Below are 17,294 nucleotides of genomic sequence, written 5' to 3'. Positions count from 1 at the left end.
GTTTACCATGACCCGGCAAACCAGAAATTTCGCGGAAGCCAAGCACTGGCTGCGCACGGCGCACACGTTGACCGAGGCGCTGCCGTTCATGCATCGCTATTCCGGCCGCACCTTCGTGGTGAAGTACGGCGGCCATGCGATGGGCGACCCCGAACTGGCGCAGATCTTCGCGCGCGACATCGCGCTGATGAAGCAGGTCGGCATCAATCCCGTCGTGGTCCACGGCGGCGGCCCGCAGATCGCGCGGATGCTGGAGCGGCTGAACGTGAAGAGCGACTTCATCGACGGCCTGCGCGTCACCGACAAGGAGACGGTCGAGGTCGTCGAGATGGTCCTCGCCGGCAGCATCAACAAGGAGATCGTCACCGCCATCAATGCCGTCGGCGGCACGGCCATCGGCGTTTCCGGCAAGGACGGCGGCCTGATCCAGGCGCAGAAGCTGCGCCGGCGCGTGCGTGACAGCGATTCGAACATCGAGAAGATCCTCGACCTCGGCTTCGTCGGGGAGCCACGCTATGTGAATCCGCAGATCCTGGCCTCGCTGGAAACGGCCGGCATGATTCCGGTGATCGCGCCGATCGGCGTGGGGCCGAACGGCGAAACCTTCAACATCAACGCCGACACCGCCGCCGGCGCGATCGCTTCGGCGGTAGGTGCCACGCGGCTGTTGATGCTGACCGACGTGATCGGCGTCCTCGATTCGCAGAAGGAGCTGATCCCCGACCTGACGGTGCAGCGCACGCGCGAACTGATCGCCGACGGCACGATTTCCGGCGGCATGATCCCGAAGGTCGAAACCTGCATGAACGCCGTGGAGAACGGTGTCGACGCGGCCGTCATCATGGACGGACGCGTGCCGCATGCCCTGCTGCTGGAAGCGTTCACCGACCGTGGTGTCGGCACCATGATCCGCCGCACCTGAACGCCCGCGTTCGGACGGCGTGACGCGGGCGGCGGGCTCTGCTAAGACCGGCGGTATGCAGAATTCGCGCACGGCTCACGAACGCATCTTCGTCGCCCTCGACACGCTCGACTTCGGCCGCGCGGAGGAATTGGCGCGCGCGCTGGGCGACAGCGTCGGCGGCGTCAAGCTGGGCAAGGAATTCTTCACCGCCCACGGGCCCGAGGGCGTGCGCGGCGTGGCCGGCGGCAAGCCCCTGTTTCTGGACCTTAAGTTCCACGACATCCCGAATACCGTCGCCGGCGCCGTGCGCGCGGCGATGCACATGCGCCCCGTCATGCTGAACGTGCACGCCAGCGGCGGCCGCGCGATGATGGAGGCCGCGGCCCTCGCCGCGCGCGAGGGGGCCGAGGATGCCGGGATCGAGCGGCCGTGGCTGCTCGCCGTGACGGTCCTGACCAGCCTGGACGACGCCGACCTCGAATCCGTGGGACAGCGCACGCCGGCCAGCGATCAGGTACGCCGGCTGGCCGCGCTGACGGCCGACAGCGGCCTCGACGGCGTCGTCTGCTCGCCCCGCGAGATCGCCGCCTTGCGCCGCGACCTGGGCCCTGACTTCAAGCTGGTGGTTCCCGGCATACGGCCCGCGTGGGCGGCCGGCGGGGACCAGAAGCGGGCAGCCACACCACGCGACGCGCTGGAGGCCGGCGCGGACGTGCTGGTCATCGGCCGGCCGATCACGGCGGCGGACGACCCGGCCGCGGCGGCCCGGCGTATCGCTCACGAGATGTCGGCGGCGGCCTGAAGCGCGATGTCGAACACCAGCCCCTCGCAACCGCCCGCGCGCGATCCCATGCCTGTGTCGGAGACCGCGGCGGAGGTCGTGCGGACGTTCCTGTCGCTGCTGGCCTATCTGCCACGCCTGGCGCTGGTGCCGTTCACGGCGACGTTCCTGACCCAAGGCGCCCTGCTGCTGTTCGCCGCGCCCGCGATGCCGGGCGGCGCGGATCAGCCGCCGCAGCTTGGCCTGCCTCACCTGCTGGGCGCAGTCGTCGTCGCGGCGGCCTATGTCATGTTCCTGGTGGACTGGCACCGCCTCGTCCTGCTGGGGCCGGGCCCAGAGACGACGCGGCCGCGCCTGCGCTTCGCCCGCCGCGATCTGCGCTATTTCGGTTATGGCCTGCTGGTCGGCCTGTTGAGCGCGCTGGCCAGCCTGCCGGCGTTCATCCTCGTCGCCCCCTTCTCAGGTGCGCTGGGCGGCCCGCTGCCCGCCCTGTTGATCGGGGTGTTGCTGGCGGTGACGGCGATGATCGCGCTGGGCATCGTCCTCCCGGCGGCGGCGGTGGACAAGCGACTCGGCATTCCCGACGCCTTCGACGCCACCAAGCGCGTTCTGGCCAAACTCTTAGCTCTCGCGATTATAATCTTACTGCCTCTGCAAATTATCGTTGTGTTTTTCACGCTGATCTCGCAAATGCTTGCGCATTCCCTCGGGTTCGTTATCCCTTTGCTGTTCATAGCATTGGCCGTCGAGTACACGACCGCGGCGATCTTCGCGACACTCCTCTCAGTGGTCTACCGGCGGCGCATCGGCATGTGAGGCGCTGCTTCGCGTACGTCCGCCCTTCGGCCGACTCTTCCAATCCTGTATCGCCCTTGTTTCCAGCGTGGTGCTGGATTACGTCGAGGTGCTAATCATGATGACGCTGTCGACACAGTGACGTCCCGGCATCTGAGCGAAGGGTACGCGGAGGGCGAGGCCGCGCGCATGGCATGACGATCGAGACAAAGATCTGCGGCATAAATTCGGCCGAGGCGATGGCCGCCGTCCGCGATGGCGGCGCCGATTTCGCCGGCTTCATCTTCTATCCCCCCTCCCCGCGCTACGTGACGCCCGAGATGGCGCGCGGGCTTCGCGATGTCGCCGCCGGACGGGTGAAGACGGTGGCCGTGGTCGTCGACGCCGCCGACGACGAGATCGCCCGGATCGTCGAGACCGCCGGGGTCGAAATGCTGCAGCTTCACGGCAAGGAGACGCCGGGACGCGTGGCGGAGGTGCGCAAGCGCTTTGCGCTGCCGGTGATGAAGTCCGTCGCCGTCGCCGCGCCGGAAGATCTCGACCGCGCCGCCACCTATGAGGAGGTCGCGGACCGCCTGCTGTTCGACGCCAAGCCGCCGAAGGACCGGCCGGACGCACTGCCGGGCGGCAACGCACTGTCGTTCGACTGGCAGCTTCTGGCCGGCCGCACCTGGGCGCGGCCGTGGATGCTGTCGGGCGGTCTGAACGCCGGCAACCTGGCGGAAGCGGTGCGAATCTCCGGCGCCCGCGCCGTCGACGTCTCCAGCGGGGTCGAGGACGCGCCCGGCGTCAAGAACCCGGCGAAGATTGGCGCGCTGCTGCGGGCGGCGCGCGACCTGCATCCCATTGCCTGATGCCCCGTTGCCTGACATTGGGAAATCCGGCACATTCCGGCCTCCTGAACAAAGGTACACAGGCGATGGCCTCCGACGACGCGACAGCAGTAGAACGACCGAACACCTACCGCAGCGGTCCCGACGAGTTCGGGCACTTCGGCATCTATGGCGGGCGATTCGTCGCCGAAACCCTGATGCCGCTGATCCTGGAGGTGGAGCAGGCCTATGCCGAGGCGAAAGCCGACCCGGCGTTCAAGCGCGAGATCAACTATTATGCCAAGCACTACATCGGCCGCCCAAGCCCGCTCTATTACGCCGAGCGGCTGAGCGAGGCGCTGGGCGGGGCGAAAATCTACCTGAAGCGCGACGAGCTGAACCACACCGGCGCGCACAAGATCAACAACACGCTGGGCCAGATCCTTCTTGCCAAGCGCATGGGCAAACGCCGCATCATCGCCGAGACCGGCGCCGGCCAGCACGGGGTGGCGACGGCCACCGTCTGCGCGCGCTTCAACCTGCCGTGCGTGGTCTACATGGGCGAGACCGACATGGCCCGGCAGGCGCCCAACGTGTTCCGCATGAAACTGCTGGGCGCCGAGGTCGTGCCGGTGAAGAGCGGCACCGGCACGCTCAAGGACGCGATGAACGAGGCGCTGCGCGACTGGGTCGCGAATGTGGAGGACACCTTCTACATCATCGGCACGGCCGCCGGCCCGCACCCCTACCCCGCCATGGTGCGCGACTTCCAGTCGGTGATCGGCGAGGAGGTGCGCTGGCAGATGCAGGAGGCGGAGGGTCGTCTGCCCGACACGCTGGTCGCCTGCATCGGCGGCGGGTCGAACGCCATCGGGCTGTTCCATCCGTTCCTTGACGACACGAACGTCCGCATGATCGGGGTGGAGGCCGCCGGCCACGGCATCGACAGCGGCGAGCACGCGGCCTCGCTGAACGGCGGACGGCCGGGCGTGCTGCATGGCAACCGTACGTACCTGCTGCAAACCGACGACGGCCAGATCGTCGACGCGTACTCGATTTCCGCCGGGCTCGACTATCCGGGCATCGGGCCGGAGCATTCCTGGCTGCACGATACCGGCCGGGTCGACTATGCCTCGGTCACCGACGAGGAGGCGCTGGACGCGTTCCAGTTCCTGACGCGCCTGGAAGGGATCATCCCGGCCCTTGAGCCGTCCCACGCGCTGGCGCACGTGCGCAAGGTCGCACCCGAGCTGCCGCGCGACCATCTGCTGGTCATGAACCTGTGCGGCCGCGGCGACAAGGACGTGGCCGCCGTCGCGGAGCAACTGGGGGTGAAGCTTTGAACAGCGGTCCGGTCACCGCCGCCGACCTGCGCGCCAAGCGCGAGGGGCTGCCCGAAAGCGAACGCGCCGCCGATTCCGGCCGCATTCGCGCGCGTTTCGACCGCTTGAAGCGCGAGGGGCGCGGCGGGCTCGTCACCTTCATCTCCGCCGGCGACCCGGACGCCGAGACGTCAGCGCGCATCCTGGCGGGCCTGCCGCAAGCGGGTGCGGACATCATCGAGATCGGCATGCCCTTCACCGATCCGATGGCGGACGGCCCGGCGATCCAGGCATCCAGCCAGCGCGCGCTGAAGAACGGCATCACGCTGAAGAAGACGCTGGCAATGGTGGAAGCCTTTCGCCGGCAGGACCAGGAGACGCCCATCGTCCTGATGGGATACTACAATCCGATCTACAGCTTCGGCGTTCCCCGGTTTCTGGAAGAGGCAAAACGCGCCGGCGTGGACGGCCTGATCGTCGTCGACCTGCCGCCGGAGGAGGACGAGGAACTGTGCATTCCCGCCCTCAAGGCCGGCGTCAATTTCATCCGCCTGGCGACGCCGACGACGGACGACAAACGCCTGCCGGCCGTGCTGGCGAACACCAGCGGCTTCGTCTACTACGTCTCCATCGCCGGCATCACCGGCACGCGTTCCGCCCGCGATCAGGACATCACGGCGGCGATCGAGCGCCTGCGCCGCCATACCGCGCTGCCCATCGCCGTCGGCTTCGGCATCAAGACGGCCGAACACGCGGCAAAGGTGGCCTCGGCGGCGGACGCGGCCGTCGTCGGCTCGGCGCTGGTCGATACCGTGGCCGCCCACCTGGACAGCGACGGGCGTGCCAAGCCGGACTGCGCGGATGCGGTCCTGAAGCTGGTCGGCGAGCTTGCGGCCGGTGTGCGCGGCAGCGTCAAGGGAGGGACGGCATGAACTGGATCTCCAATTACGTCCGACCCAGGTTCCGCGCACTTGTCGCCAAGTCGGAGGTGCCGGACAACCTCTGGGAGAAGTGCGATAGCTGCGGGCAGATGATCTTCCACCGCGAGCTGGCGCAGAACCTCCGCGTGTGCCCGCACTGCAGCCATCACATGCGCATTCCCGTCAACCAGCGGCTGGAACTGCTGTTCGACGAGGGACAGTACCAGACCATCGAACTGCCCGAGGCAGCGCAGGACCCGCTGCGCTTCCGCGACCGCCGGCGCTATACCGAGCGGCTGCGCGAGGCGCGCGCGAAGACGGAGGCGCAGGACGCCATCGTCGTGGCGCACGGCACCATCGGCGGCGGCAAGGCGGTGGTGGCGGCCTTCAATTTCGCGTTCATGGGCGGATCGATGGGCGTTGCCGTCGGCGAGGGGCTGCTGGCGGCGGCCAAGCTGGCCTGCCTGCAGGAAGCACCGCTGATCGCGATCCCCGCATCCGGCGGCGCGCGGATGCAGGAGGGCATCCTTTCGCTGATGCAGATGCCGCGCACCACCATCGCCGTCGAGATGGTGAAGGACGCCGGGCTGCCCTACATCGTGCTGCTGAGCGATCCCACCACCGGCGGGGTCAGCGCGTCGTTCGCCATGCTGGGCGACATTGCGGTGTCCGAGCCGGGGGCGGTCATCGGTTTCGCCGGGGCGCGCGTGATCGAGGAGACGATCCGCGAGAAGCTGCCCGAAGGCTTTCAGCGCGCCGAATACCTGCTGGAACACGGCATGATCGACATGGTCGTGGACCGCCGCGAACTGCGGGAAACCCTGGGACGCACGATCAAGCTGCTCTGCCGCCCCGAGCCGGAGGGCGAGATCGTGCCGCTGCCCGGCACCGACCTCGATGTGCCGGAGAAGACGCGCGTCACCGAGGCGTCGCGGCCCGACGGCCAGGACCGCCCGGCGGAGTAAGGCCATGGCACCTATGGCGGGCGGCCAAGGGGAAACCGCCCCGGCGGCGCAGGCCAGCGACGTGGTGCTGGAGCGCCTGTTGCGCCTGCACCCCAAGATCATCGACCTGTCTCTGGACCGCGTCTGGCGGCTGCTGGAACGGCTGGGTCGCCCGGATCAAGCACTTCCCCCCGTGATCCACGTGGCGGGCACCAACGGCAAGGGCTCGCTGATCGCCTTCCTGCGGGCGATGCTGGAGGCGGCCGGCTATCGCGTCCATGTCTATACCTCCCCCCACCTCGTCCGCTTCCACGAACGCATCCGGCTGAACGGCGACCTGATCGCCGAAGCGGACCTGCTGAACCTGCTGGAAGAGGCCGAGCGCGCGAACGGCAGCGAGCCGATCACCTTCTTCGAGGTCACGACCTGCGCGGCGTTCCTGGCATTCGCGCGCCAGCCGGCGGATGTGCTGCTGCTGGAAACCGGGCTTGGGGGACGGCTGGACGCGACGAACGTGATTCCGAAGCCGGTACTGACGGCGATTACCCCTGTCTCGATGGACCACATGCAATACCTGGGCGACAGCCTCGCCGCCATCGCACGGGAAAAGGCCGGTATCCTGAAACCAGGGGTTCCCGCCGTGGTCGCGGCGCAGCAGGCCGAGGCCCTGTCGGCCATCGAGAGCCGCGCGCGGGAGATCGGCGCACCCTTGCGCGTCGGCGGGCGCGACTGGACCTTCTCCGTCGAAGCGGCCGGAGAAGGCTTCACGTTCCAGGGCGGGGACGGCGTGCCAAGCCGTTATCCGGCCCCCCGGCTGCTCGGCCCTTACCAGAACGACAATGCCGCCATGGCGCTGGCCTGTGTCGAGGCGTTGAAGGGTTTCCGGATCGATGACACCGCCATCAAGACCGGCATGGCGCGGGCGGTCTGGCCCGGCCGGATGCAGCGGCTGACCCGGGGTCCGCTCGCCGAATGCCTGCCGAACGGTTGGGAACTATGGCTCGACGGCGGTCACAACGCCGCCGCCGGGGCCGCGCTGGGCAACGCTATCGACGCCTGGAACGCGGATAAAAGCGAGCGACGGCCGCTGCATGTCGTCTTCGGGATGATCAACAGCAAGGTGCCGGTGGATTTCCTGCGCCCGCTGGCCGCGCGCGCCGACAGTCTGACGGCCGTCGCCATTCCGGGCGAGCCGGCAAGCCACAGCGCGGCGGAATCCGCCGGCTTCGCCCGCGCGGCCGGGGCAACGAAGGTCGGCGAGGCGGCAAGCGTGGCGGAAGCGCTCACGAATGCCGCCAACCTGGCCGGAGCGAACGGTGCCCCCGCACGCGTCCTGATCTGCGGCTCGCTCTACCTGGCGGGCAAGGTCCTGGCGGACAACGGCTGAACCAGCCGAGGCGTCAGGCCGCCGCCTCGATTGCCACGGCCTTCACCTCGTCGCCGACGTAGGGCGCGAACTGCTCGAAGTTCTGGGCGAAGCGGCGGGTCAGCTCGCGGGCCATGTCGTCGTAGGCCTGCTTGTCGTGCCAGGTATTGCGGGGGTTGAGAACTTCGCCCGGCACATCGGGACAGTGCGTGGGAATCTGCAACCCGAAGTGCGGATCGACCTCGGTCGAGCACTCGGCCAGCCGGCCGTCCAGGGCCGCGCGCACCATCGCGCGCGTGTGCTGGATCTTCATGCGCTTGCCGACGCCATAGACGCCACCGGTCCAGCCGGTGTTGACCAGCCAGCAGTGGCACTCGTGGCGCGCGATCTTCTCGCCCAGCATCCGGGCATAGACACTGGGATGACGCGGCATGAAGGGCGCGCCGAAACAGGTGGAGAAGGTGGCGGTCGGCGCGCTGCCCATGCCCCGCTCGGTCCCGGCGACGCGGGCGGTGTAGCCGGAGAGGAAGTGGTACATCGCCTGCTCGGGCGTCAGCCGGCTAATCGGCGGCAGCACGCCGAACGCGTCGGCGGTCAGCATGATCAGGTTGCGCGGGTGCCCGCCCTGCGCCGCCTCAGAGGCGTTCGGAATGAACTCCAGCGGATAGCTGGCGCGCGTGTTCTCCGTCAGCCGGGCGTCGTCAAGGTCCAGCTCGCGGCTATCCGGCGCCGCGACGACGTTTTCCAGGATCGTGCCGAAGCGCTGCGTGGTGCTGTAGATTTCCGGCTCCGCCTCGGCCGACAGGCGGATCACCTTGGCATAGCAGCCGCCTTCGAAGTTAAAGACGCCAAGATCCGACCAGCCGTGCTCGTCGTCGCCGATCAGCGCCCGCGAGGGATCGGCCGACAGCGTCGTCTTCCCGGTTCCGGACAGGCCGAAGAACAGGGCAACATCGCCGTCCGCCCCGATGTTGGCGGAACAGTGCATCGGCAGGACATCCTGCTCGGGCAGCAGGTAATTCAGCACGGTAAAGATCGACTTCTTGATCTCGCCGGCGTACTCCGTGCCGCCGATCAGCACCACGCGGCGGCTGAAATCGATGACGATGAAGGTAGAGGAGTTGGTGCCGTCCTCCGCCGGATCGGCCTGCAGGCCCGGCGCATGCAGGATGGTGAAGCCCGGCTCGAAGTCGCTGAGGTCATCCACCGGCGGGCGCAGGAACATGTTGCGCGCGAACAGGCTGTGCCACGCCCGCTCGCAGACCACGCGCACAGGCAGGCGATAGTTCGGATCGGCCCCGGCGTGCAGGTCCTGGACGAAAAGCTCCCGCCCCTGCAGGTAAGCCGTCACCCTGGCGTGCAGGCGCTGGAACGCCTCCGGCGTCATCGCGGCGTTGACATCGCCCCACCAGACAGTATCCCGCGTCAGCGCGTCCTCGACGATGAACTTGTCGTTGGGCGAGCGGCCGGTGTGCTCCCCGGTTTCCACGACCAGGGGGCCGTTGCTTGCCATCACGCCCTCGCCACGCCGCAGCGCATGCTCGTACAGAACCGCCGCCGGCAAATTCCAGTGTGCCTTCTTCACGTTGATTAGACCGGAAGTTGCAAGATCGTGCCGAGAAATGGCCGGGCCGGTGGAAGTCACCGCGAAATACCTCCTGAAGTGAGTTGCCGTCGCCCTCGTTACCCCTCAAGACCGTCGGGTCTAGCCCGGATCGGGAAGGCGTTCAACCGCTCATTCGCTTTAACTTGATTGAATAACTGGCTATTTCCCGCGGCGCCGTGCGCGCTTCGTCAAGGCAACCAGTTCCCGCCTGCATTGCTGCGGGTCGGCCACCGCACGGTCGAACGTCAGGCGCGCCCGACAGCCGTCCCGGCACAGGTCGAAACCTTCCGGATCGACGCCCGCCATCTTCCAGCCATCGCCCTCAAGCCCCATCAGGTGACGGGCGATCAGCGCCATCGCGTCGGCGTGGTCAGCGTTCATGTGGTCGACGATCTCTTCCTCCGCCGCGACAAGCGACCGCACGGTATCCAATGGGTAAACGATTTCCGTGCCCTCCACCCACGCGATCCGACCGAAACCGGCCACCAGGTGCGCGCGTTCGACGCTGACGCGGTAAAGGCGGAAGTCCGCGAAGTCCGCATACATCGCCGCCGAGGGGTGCCGCCGGACGAAGCGCGCCTTCAGGCCGGCATCCGCCACCTCATCCGCCCTGCCCTGCACGCTGGCCCGCGGGCCGGTCAGCCGGTCGCGCAGCCCATGCGTACCGTCGATCAGAAGCGAGACACGCGGATCCGCCGCAATATTCCGCGAATGGTCAGCAAGATCCGAGAGCAAGAGGAGCGGACAGGCGGCTGCGTCGGTGGCCAGGAGAACCAGGGAGGCATAGGGCTCCCCACCCGCCGCCAGCCGTGTGGCGAGCGCCGCCGTCTCGGCCCGCCGCAGCAGGCCGCGTACGAGGTCACCCGGCGCATCGTCGTTGACGGTCACGGCACGGCCTCCCGACAAGGAACGGGCGAATCAGGCCGGATCAATCAATCATGAAAAGCCAATCGCCGCAAAGCCGCCATCTTTCCGCCGCGAACAGGACCCGGCGGAAAGGTGTTCTCCAGCGTGAAATGTGGAATTTTCTGGACATCGATCCTACATGCGGGGGCACGAATGGAGGGAGGGGCGATGCAGGAGACCATCGCACTGGTCGACGACGACCGGAACATATTGACCTCGGTGTCGATCGCGCTGGAGGCCGAGGGCTTCAAGGTGCGGACCTACGCCGACGGGACGGAAGCGCTGCGCGGGATCACCGCCAGTCCGGTGGACGTCGCCGTTCTGGACATCAAGATGCCGCGCATGGACGGCATGGAGCTTCTGAACAGACTGCGCGAGAGTTCCAACCTGCCGGTGATCTTCCTGACCTCCAAGGATGACGAGGTCGACGAGGTGGTCGGACTGCGCATGGGGGCGGACGATTACATCACCAAGCCGTTCTCGCAGCGCCTGCTGATCGAGCGTATCCGCGCCCTGCTGCGCCGCGAACGCCTCGCCGGCGGCACCAGCGGCGAAACCGGCGAGCAGGCGATCGTGCGCGGGGAACTGACGCTCGATCCAAGCCGGCACTTGTGCGCCTGGAAGGGACGCGAGGTCAACCTGACGGTGACCGAGTTCCTGATCCTCAAGGCCCTGGCACAGCGTCCCGGCCACGTGAAATCGCGCGATCAACTGATGGACGCCGCCTATGGCGAAAGCATCTATGTCGACGACCGCACGATCGACAGTCACATCAAGCGCCTTCGAAAGAAGTTCAAGTCCGCCGACAACGCCTTTGCCCAGATCGAAACGCTGTATGGCGTCGGCTACCGCTATCGCGATGCCTGAAGGCGCCGGCGTCGAAGCCGGACGGTAGATCATGCCCGCGGAACGTGTCGGCGAGGCAGGCCAGCAGCCATCCCATGGCGAGACGGAGGCGCGCCGCCGTTCCGCGCGGCTGTCGCGCACCCGCTCGATACGGCGTGCCTGGCGTTCGCCGCTGACCCGCCGCATCCTGGCCGTCAACGTCCTGGTGCTGGCCATTCCCGTGCTGGGCCTGCTTCACCTGCAGCAATACAAGGACAGTCTGGTCCAGGCCGAGCTGGACGCGCTGGAAACGCAGGGGCGCGCCTTCGCCGCCACGCTCGCGAACAGCGCCGTCGTCGTCACACAGTCCGGAGAGGAAAAGCTGCTGCGCGAGGGCACGCGGCATGCGATGCGCGTGCTGCTGTCCAACAGCCAGACCAGGGCCAGGCTGTTCGCGCCAAAGGGCGAACTGATCGCCGACAGCTTCGTCCTGACGGGGCCTGGCGGCCAGGTGAAGGTGGAGGAATTGCCGCCGCCGGAGACGGTCGATCCGGTCTCGCGGCTGGTGAACAATATCTATGACTGGCTTGTCCTGCGCGCACCCAGCCTGCGCGACCTGCCGGCCTACACCGAATCGCCGGCTCAGAGGGCCGTGGACTACCGCGAGGTGGAGCGCGCGCTGGCGGGCGAAAGCGCGAGCCAGGTGCGACGCGATCGCCGCGGCGGCCTCGTGCTGTCGGTTGCCATGCCCGTACAGCGCTACCGGCAGGTGCTGGGCGCCCTGATGCTGTCGAAGGACGGCAGCGACATCGAGGCGGCGGTGCGCGAGCGGCGCTTCGACATCCTGATCGTCTTCGCCGTCGCACTGGGCGTGACCGTGCTGCTGTCGATCTACCTTGCCGGCACCATCGCCCGGCCGATGCGGCGTTTGGCCGAGGCAGCCGACCGGGTTCGCCGGGCGCGCGGCCGACAGGTGGAGATTCCCGACCTGTCACGCCGCGACGACGAGATCGGCGACCTCTCCGCCGCGTTGAAGGAGATGACCGAGGCACTTTGGGATCGGCTCGACGCGATCGAGCGCTTCGCCGCCGACGTGGCGCACGAGATCAAGAACCCGCTGACATCCGTGCGCAGCGCCGTAGAGACGGTCGCCCGCGTGGACGACCCGGCCCAGCAGAAGAAGCTGATGGGGATCATCCTGGACGACGTGCAGCGCCTGGACCGGCTGATCAGCGACATCTCCGACGCCTCTCGCCTGGACGCCGAACTGTCGCGCGCCGAGGCCTCGCCGGTGGACACCTCCCGGCTTCTGGACGCACTGGTCGAGGTGCAGCGCGCCACATTCGAGGAGGACGGCGGCCCGCGCTTCGTCCTGCATCTGCCCCGGCAGGACGACGGCACCCTGGACCCCCTGACGGTGCCCGGATTGGAGGGGCGGCTTGCGCAGGTATTCCGCAACCTGCTGTCCAACGCCGCCACCTTCACCCCCGCCGACGGCGAGGTCCGGGTGACGGCCCGGCGCCAGGACAACTGCGTCGAGATTGTCGTGGACGACGATGGGCCGGGCATCCCGGAAGGCAAGCTGGCCGCGATCTTCGACCGCTTCTACACGCAGCGCCCGGAAAGCGAAAAGTTCGGCACGCATTCCGGCCTCGGTCTGTCGATCTCCAGGCAGATCGTCCAGGCCCACGGCGGCACCATCACGGCCGAGAACCGCCATGACGACAGCGGGCGCATCGCCGGCGCGCGTTTCACCGTGCGCCTGCCGGGCGACTAGGCCATGAGCGCGCCAGACACCCGGCTTCACGCCACCTGCGTCTCGCTTGGCGGACGCGGCATCCTGCTGCGCGGCCCTTCGGGCAGCGGCAAGTCGGATCTGGCCATGCGCCTGATCGCCGAGGCCGGCGCCCGCCTCGTGGCCGACGACCAATGCTGCCTGAGCCGGCGCGGAGGTGAGCTGATCGCGGCCGCGCCGGCCGCCATCGCCGGCTGCATCGAGGCGCGCGGGGTTGGAATCCTGCGACTTCCGCACGAAAGCGAAGCCCCCGTCCGGCTGGTGGTGGACCTGAAGCGGCAAGGCCAGGTGGCGCGCCTGCCCGAGCCCGCGACGGAAGAGTTGTGCGGCATCGACGTCCGCCGCGTGGAGATCGATCCCTTCGAATCCGGCGCCGTTGCGAAACTCCTGCTTGCGGCCGGGCACGCGGATGCCACATTGATCCCACTGAATGTTTCGGTCGAGGACAGCCGGCGTCAAAGTCGCGAGGGATGGCGGGCGATGCACGGGAACGACGGCGAAGAGGAGACGCGTCCGGCGCCCTCCTCGGGCGGAGGTCCGTCACGGGGCGAACGGCTGCGCGTGGTGCTCGTCACAGGGATGTCCGGAGCCGGGCGCTCCAGCACCTTGAAGGCGCTTGAGGATGTCGGCTACGAGGCTATCGACAACCTGCCCCTGCAACTGATCTCTCCGACCGTGCACGAAGGCGGGCTTACCAACCCCATCGCGGTGGGCGTCGACATCCGCACGCGGAACTTCGCGGTGCGGCCATTCCTGGACGCGCTGAAGGGGCTGGACGCGGATGATGCGCTGGACGTGACGATGGTCTTCGTCGACTGCGAGGACGAGGTGCTGCGCCGGCGCTACACCGAGACCCGGCGGCGCCACCCCCTGGCGCAGGGCCGGCCGCTGTCGGACGGCATCGCAGCGGAACGACGGCTGGTCGCCCCGCTACGCCGTCGCGCCGACATGACCATCGATACCTCCACGCTTTCCGTGCAGGATCTCAGACGGGTCGTGGAAGCGCAGCTTGGCCTGGGCGGGACGAGCGGCATGGCCGTCTTCGTGGTGTCGTTCTCCTACAAGAACGGCCTGCCGCGCGAGGCGGACGTGGTGTTCGACGCGCGCTTCCTGCGCAATCCGCACTATGACGACGCCCTGCGCCCATTGACCGGCCAGGACCGGGCAGTCGCCGAGTATGTGGCGGCCGATCCGGATTACCCCGCCTTTTTGGACGGTGTATGCGATATGCTGCATCGGCTGATCCCGCGTTACCAGGCCGAGGGCAAGAGCTACCTGACGATCGCGATCGGCTGCACCGGGGGCCGCCACCGCTCGGTGACGATCGCGGAGCGCGTGGCGGAGTTCCTGGAGAAGGAAGGCCGGCACGCATTGGTCAACCATCGCGAGCTGCCGCCCGAGCGCGAGGCGGGGGATGCACGCGACAGCGATTCGCGCTAGGAAGGCACCTTCGAGCGCGAGCGAGTAGGAGCGCAGATGATCGGCATGGTCCTGGTCACCCACGGCCGCCTGGCGGAAGAGTTCGTCTCCGCCCTGGAGCACGTTGTTGGTGAGCAAAGCCAGATCGAGGCCGTGTGCATCGGCCCCGACGATGACATGGAAGAGCGCCGGCAGGCCATCATCGACAGCGTCGCCAGGGTGGACGACGGCGATGGCGTGGTGATCCTGACCGACATGTTCGGCGGCACCCCGTCGAACCTGGCGATGTCCGTGCTTGGCCGCGGCCGCGTCGAGGTCATCGCCGGCATCAACCTGCCGATGCTGATCAAGCTGGCCAGCCTGCGAGGTTCGGAGCCGCTGGCGACGGCTGTCGTGCGCGCCCAGGAAGCCGGACGGAAATACATCAACGTGGCCACCCAGCTTCTCGACGCGGAATCGTCCGGCGGACGCGGCCGGAGTGCCGCCGGCGGGCGCAAAGAGTGAGCGACGCGGCCGTGCCTGAGCCGAACGAGCGCTCGGTGAGCATCTGCAACCGACGCGGGCTGCACGCGCGTGCCGCCGCGAAGTTCGTTCGCACGGTCGAGGCTTTCGATGCGAAGGTGGTCGTGGTGAAGGACGGGGTCGAGGTGCCCGGAAACTCGATCATGGGCCTGATGATGCTGGCGGCGGGACCGGGAACCGAATTGCGGCTGCGCGCCGCCGGCGCCCAGGCCGCCAGGGCGCTGGATGCCTTGGAGGATCTGATCGCCCGGAGATTCGACGAAGACGCATGAACGACAGGACGGCGCGGACGCCCGCAACGACGAAAGGGGCGCCGCGGCACGGGGAGGTAAAGCTGAACGAAGACCAGGATACCGCCGATCGCGTCGCCGCCGAGCGTCACGCGGCGCAGGGGGCCGAGCGCGTGTTTCATGGCCTCGGCGTCTCGCCCGGCGTCTCGATCGGGCCTGCGCACCTGCGCGAGAGCCGCGACCTGCAAGTGCTTGAGTACCAGATCCCCGCGCGCGCCGTGGGCGAGGAGCGCGAGCGTTTCGACCGCGCCGTCAAGAAGGCGCGCCGGCAGCTTGGCAAGATCCGCTCCAAGGCCGGCAACCTGCACGGCACGGCGGCCGAGGAACTTGGCTATCTGCTTGATGCGCACCTGCAGATGCTGCACTCCCGAAGCCTTCTGGACGGCGTCGTGAAGCGCCTGGACGAGCAGCACATCAATGCCGAAGCCGCGGTCATGGCCGAGATCGACCGGATCGCCGAGGGCTTCGCGGAGATGGACGACTCCTACCTGAAGGCGCGCGCGCAGGAGATCCGCGAGGTCGGCCTCCGCATCGTCCGCAATCTGATGGATGCCCCCTATCGCGGGTTCGACCGCCTGGAAGAAGGCAGCATCATCATCGCCGAGGAGATTTCCCCGGCCGACACCGCCCTGATGGACCCGCGCCGCATCGGCGGCTTCGCCACGGTCCTGGGCGGCGCAGAGGGGCATACCGCCATCATGGCCCGCTCGCTGGGGCTGCCGGCGGTGCTTGGGGTCGCCGACCTGATGGGTCAGGTGAAGACCGGCGAAACGGTCATTGTCGACGGCTCGAACGGTGTCGTCGTCGTCAATCCAAGCGACGAGCGCCTTGCCAGCTATCGCCGCCGCATGCGCGAGATCGAGCGCGAGGCCCGCGCGCTCAAGCGCCTGCGGGACCTGCCGGCGGACACACGCGACGGCGTACGCGTCACGCTGCAGGCGAACCTGGAACTGCCGCCCGAAGTGGGACAGGCGGTCGCGGCCGGCGCGTCGGGAATCGGGCTGTTGCGCACCGAGTTCCTCTACATGAACCGCGAGGACCTGCCCGGCGAGGACGAGCAGTACGAGGCGCTGCGCAGCATCGTGGAGGGCATGGGCGGGCGTCCCGTCACCATCCGCACGCTCGACATCGGCGGCGAGAAGCTGGCGTGGTCGCTGGGCGCGCACATGGGCGAAAGCGCGAACCCGGCGCTTGGCCTGCGTGCGATCCGCCTGAGCCTGAAGGAGCGCAAGCTGCTGGATACGCAACTTGCGGCTATCCTGCGGGCCGCGGCGCACGGGCCGGTGCGTGTGCTGCTGCCGCTGGTGACGTCGACAGGTGAATTGCAGGAGACGCGGCGCGCGCTTGCCGAGGTTTATGGCGAGCTTCAGCGCCGGCGCGTGCCGCTGCCCGAGGAGTTGCCGCCCGTCGGCGCCATGATAGAGGTGCCGGGCGCGGCCCTGTCCGCCGACGCCCTGGCCGGCACGTCGGATTTCTTCGCCATCGGCACCAACGACCTCACGATGTACACGCTGGCCATCGACCGCGCGGAGGAGCGGGTCGCCCATCTGTACAACCCGTTGCATCCCGCCGTGCTGCGGCTGATCCAATTCGCCGTCGAGGCCGCGCTGCGCGCCCGCATCCCGGTATCCGTCTGCGGCGAGATGGCCGGCGACCCGCGGTACACGCCGCTGTTCCTGGGTCTCGGCATCAAGGAGCTGTCGATGGCGCCGAACTCGCTGCCGCGCGTGAAGCAGCGCATCCGCCAGATCGACATGACGGCGGCGACCCATCGGGCGCAGGCGATCATGGACCAGCGCGACAGCGGGCGCATTGCCGCGCTTCTCGACGACTTCAACGGCTGAACATCGGCGCGCACCGACTTGCCGCCCGAGCGCCGCGCTGCTAAATCAGCGCGGCACGCCCGCGTCCATTCGCGGAACCGACCGGCACGATCCAGGATGCAAAGGACCGACGGCATGAGCCAGTTCACGGATTACAAGGTGAAGGATATTTCGCTTGCGGAGTGGGGCCGCAAGGAGATCGATATTGCCGAGACGGAGATGCCGGGTTTGATGGCGCTTCGCGAGCAGTACGGTGGTGAGAAG

At 68.1% G+C, this 17,294-nt stretch carries 17 protein-coding genes; 15 read left to right on the top strand and 2 right to left on the bottom strand.

The annotated features are described in order from the left end of the window. Positions 1–7: 7 nt before the first annotated feature. The 8 genes from argB (at position 8) to DRB17_RS18425 (ending at position 7,865) form a co-directional block, all read left to right on the top strand. Positions 8–922, top strand: coding sequence for an acetylglutamate kinase (gene argB, locus DRB17_RS18460; RefSeq protein WP_114583710.1), 915 nt, complete (start codon positions 8–10; stop codon positions 920–922). 55 nt (positions 923–977) lie between these two features. Continuing rightward, entirely contained in the window at positions 978–1,706 is a 729-nt protein-coding gene (pyrF, locus tag DRB17_RS18455; protein WP_114583709.1) for an orotidine-5'-phosphate decarboxylase, read from the top strand. 48 nt (positions 1,707–1,754) lie between these two features. Further along, positions 1,755–2,501: a hypothetical protein gene (locus DRB17_RS18450; protein WP_147274959.1), complete on the top strand. Its 747-nt coding sequence runs from the start codon at positions 1,755–1,757 to the stop codon at positions 2,499–2,501. 173 nt (positions 2,502–2,674) lie between these two features. Beyond that, positions 2,675–3,334, top strand: coding sequence for a phosphoribosylanthranilate isomerase (locus tag DRB17_RS18445; protein WP_114583707.1), 660 nt, complete (start codon positions 2,675–2,677; stop codon positions 3,332–3,334). Between the two features lie 65 nt (positions 3,335–3,399). Continuing rightward, the gene (gene trpB, locus DRB17_RS18440; RefSeq protein ID WP_114583706.1) at positions 3,400–4,635 is read left to right on the top strand and encodes a tryptophan synthase subunit beta; all 1,236 of its coding nucleotides are present in this window, start codon (positions 3,400–3,402) and stop codon (positions 4,633–4,635) included. 47 nt (positions 4,636–4,682) lie between these two features. After that, on the top strand, positions 4,683–5,546 hold the full coding sequence (gene trpA / locus DRB17_RS18435; RefSeq protein WP_164496359.1) for a tryptophan synthase subunit alpha: 864 nt from the start codon (positions 4,683–4,685) through the stop codon (positions 5,544–5,546). After that, the gene (gene accD / locus DRB17_RS18430; protein WP_114583705.1) at positions 5,543–6,499 is read left to right on the top strand and encodes an acetyl-CoA carboxylase, carboxyltransferase subunit beta; all 957 of its coding nucleotides are present in this window, start codon (positions 5,543–5,545) and stop codon (positions 6,497–6,499) included. The genes trpA and accD overlap by 4 nt, the downstream gene beginning before the upstream one ends. Positions 6,500–6,503: 4 nt before the next feature. Beyond that, positions 6,504–7,865 (top strand): bifunctional folylpolyglutamate synthase/dihydrofolate synthase, encoded by a 1,362-nt coding sequence (locus DRB17_RS18425; protein WP_421779234.1) that lies wholly within the window; start codon positions 6,504–6,506, stop codon positions 7,863–7,865. Positions 7,866–7,878: 13 nt separating this feature from the next. On the opposite strand, the gene DRB17_RS18420 is transcribed toward DRB17_RS18425, so the two are convergent. Beyond that, positions 7,879–9,489: a phosphoenolpyruvate carboxykinase gene (locus tag DRB17_RS18420; protein WP_114583703.1), complete on the bottom strand. Its 1,611-nt coding sequence runs from the start codon at positions 9,487–9,489 to the stop codon at positions 7,879–7,881. A 120-nt stretch (positions 9,490–9,609) separates the two neighbouring features. After that, complete coding sequence (locus DRB17_RS18415; RefSeq protein ID WP_241503891.1) at positions 9,610–10,338, bottom strand: HugZ family pyridoxamine 5'-phosphate oxidase; 729 nt, start codon at positions 10,336–10,338, stop codon at positions 9,610–9,612. Positions 10,339–10,524: 186 nt separating this feature from the next. Here DRB17_RS18415 and DRB17_RS18410 point away from each other — a divergent pair, with 186 nt between their 5' ends. The 7 genes from DRB17_RS18410 to DRB17_RS18380 form a co-directional block, all read left to right on the top strand. After that, positions 10,525–11,223, top strand: a complete 699-nt coding sequence (locus tag DRB17_RS18410; RefSeq protein ID WP_114583701.1) for a response regulator transcription factor — start codon at positions 10,525–10,527, stop codon at positions 11,221–11,223. Positions 11,224–11,254: 31 nt separating this feature from the next. Beyond that, entirely contained in the window at positions 11,255–12,958 is a 1,704-nt protein-coding gene (locus DRB17_RS18405; RefSeq protein WP_114583700.1) for a stimulus-sensing domain-containing protein, read from the top strand. A 3-nt stretch (positions 12,959–12,961) separates the two neighbouring features. Beyond that, positions 12,962–14,416: an RNase adapter RapZ gene (gene rapZ / locus DRB17_RS18400; RefSeq protein WP_114583699.1), complete on the top strand. Its 1,455-nt coding sequence runs from the start codon at positions 12,962–12,964 to the stop codon at positions 14,414–14,416. Positions 14,417–14,452: 36 nt separating this feature from the next. Continuing rightward, positions 14,453–14,899 carry a PTS sugar transporter subunit IIA gene (locus tag DRB17_RS18395; RefSeq protein WP_114583698.1) on the top strand — a complete coding sequence of 149 codons (447 nt, stop codon included), beginning with the start codon at positions 14,453–14,455 and terminating at the stop codon, positions 14,897–14,899. Then, positions 14,896–15,189: an HPr family phosphocarrier protein gene (locus DRB17_RS18390; protein ID WP_114583697.1), complete on the top strand. Its 294-nt coding sequence runs from the start codon at positions 14,896–14,898 to the stop codon at positions 15,187–15,189. The genes DRB17_RS18395 and DRB17_RS18390 overlap by 4 nt, the downstream gene beginning before the upstream one ends. Next, complete coding sequence (gene ptsP, locus DRB17_RS18385; RefSeq protein ID WP_114583696.1) at positions 15,186–17,051, top strand: phosphoenolpyruvate--protein phosphotransferase; 1,866 nt, start codon at positions 15,186–15,188, stop codon at positions 17,049–17,051. The genes DRB17_RS18390 and ptsP overlap by 4 nt, the downstream gene beginning before the upstream one ends. Positions 17,052–17,165: 114 nt before the next feature. After that, positions 17,166–17,294 (top strand): adenosylhomocysteinase (locus DRB17_RS18380; protein WP_147274958.1); only part of this gene is annotated, 129 nt, incomplete at its 3' end.

Origin of the sequence: Ferruginivarius sediminum, from assembly GCF_003344765.1 — a bacterium.
In the GTDB taxonomy this organism is placed as follows: Bacteria; Pseudomonadota; Alphaproteobacteria; order Kiloniellales; family Rhodovibrionaceae; genus Ferruginivarius; species Ferruginivarius sediminum.
This window is presented reverse-complemented; position numbering and strand designations above follow the sequence as displayed.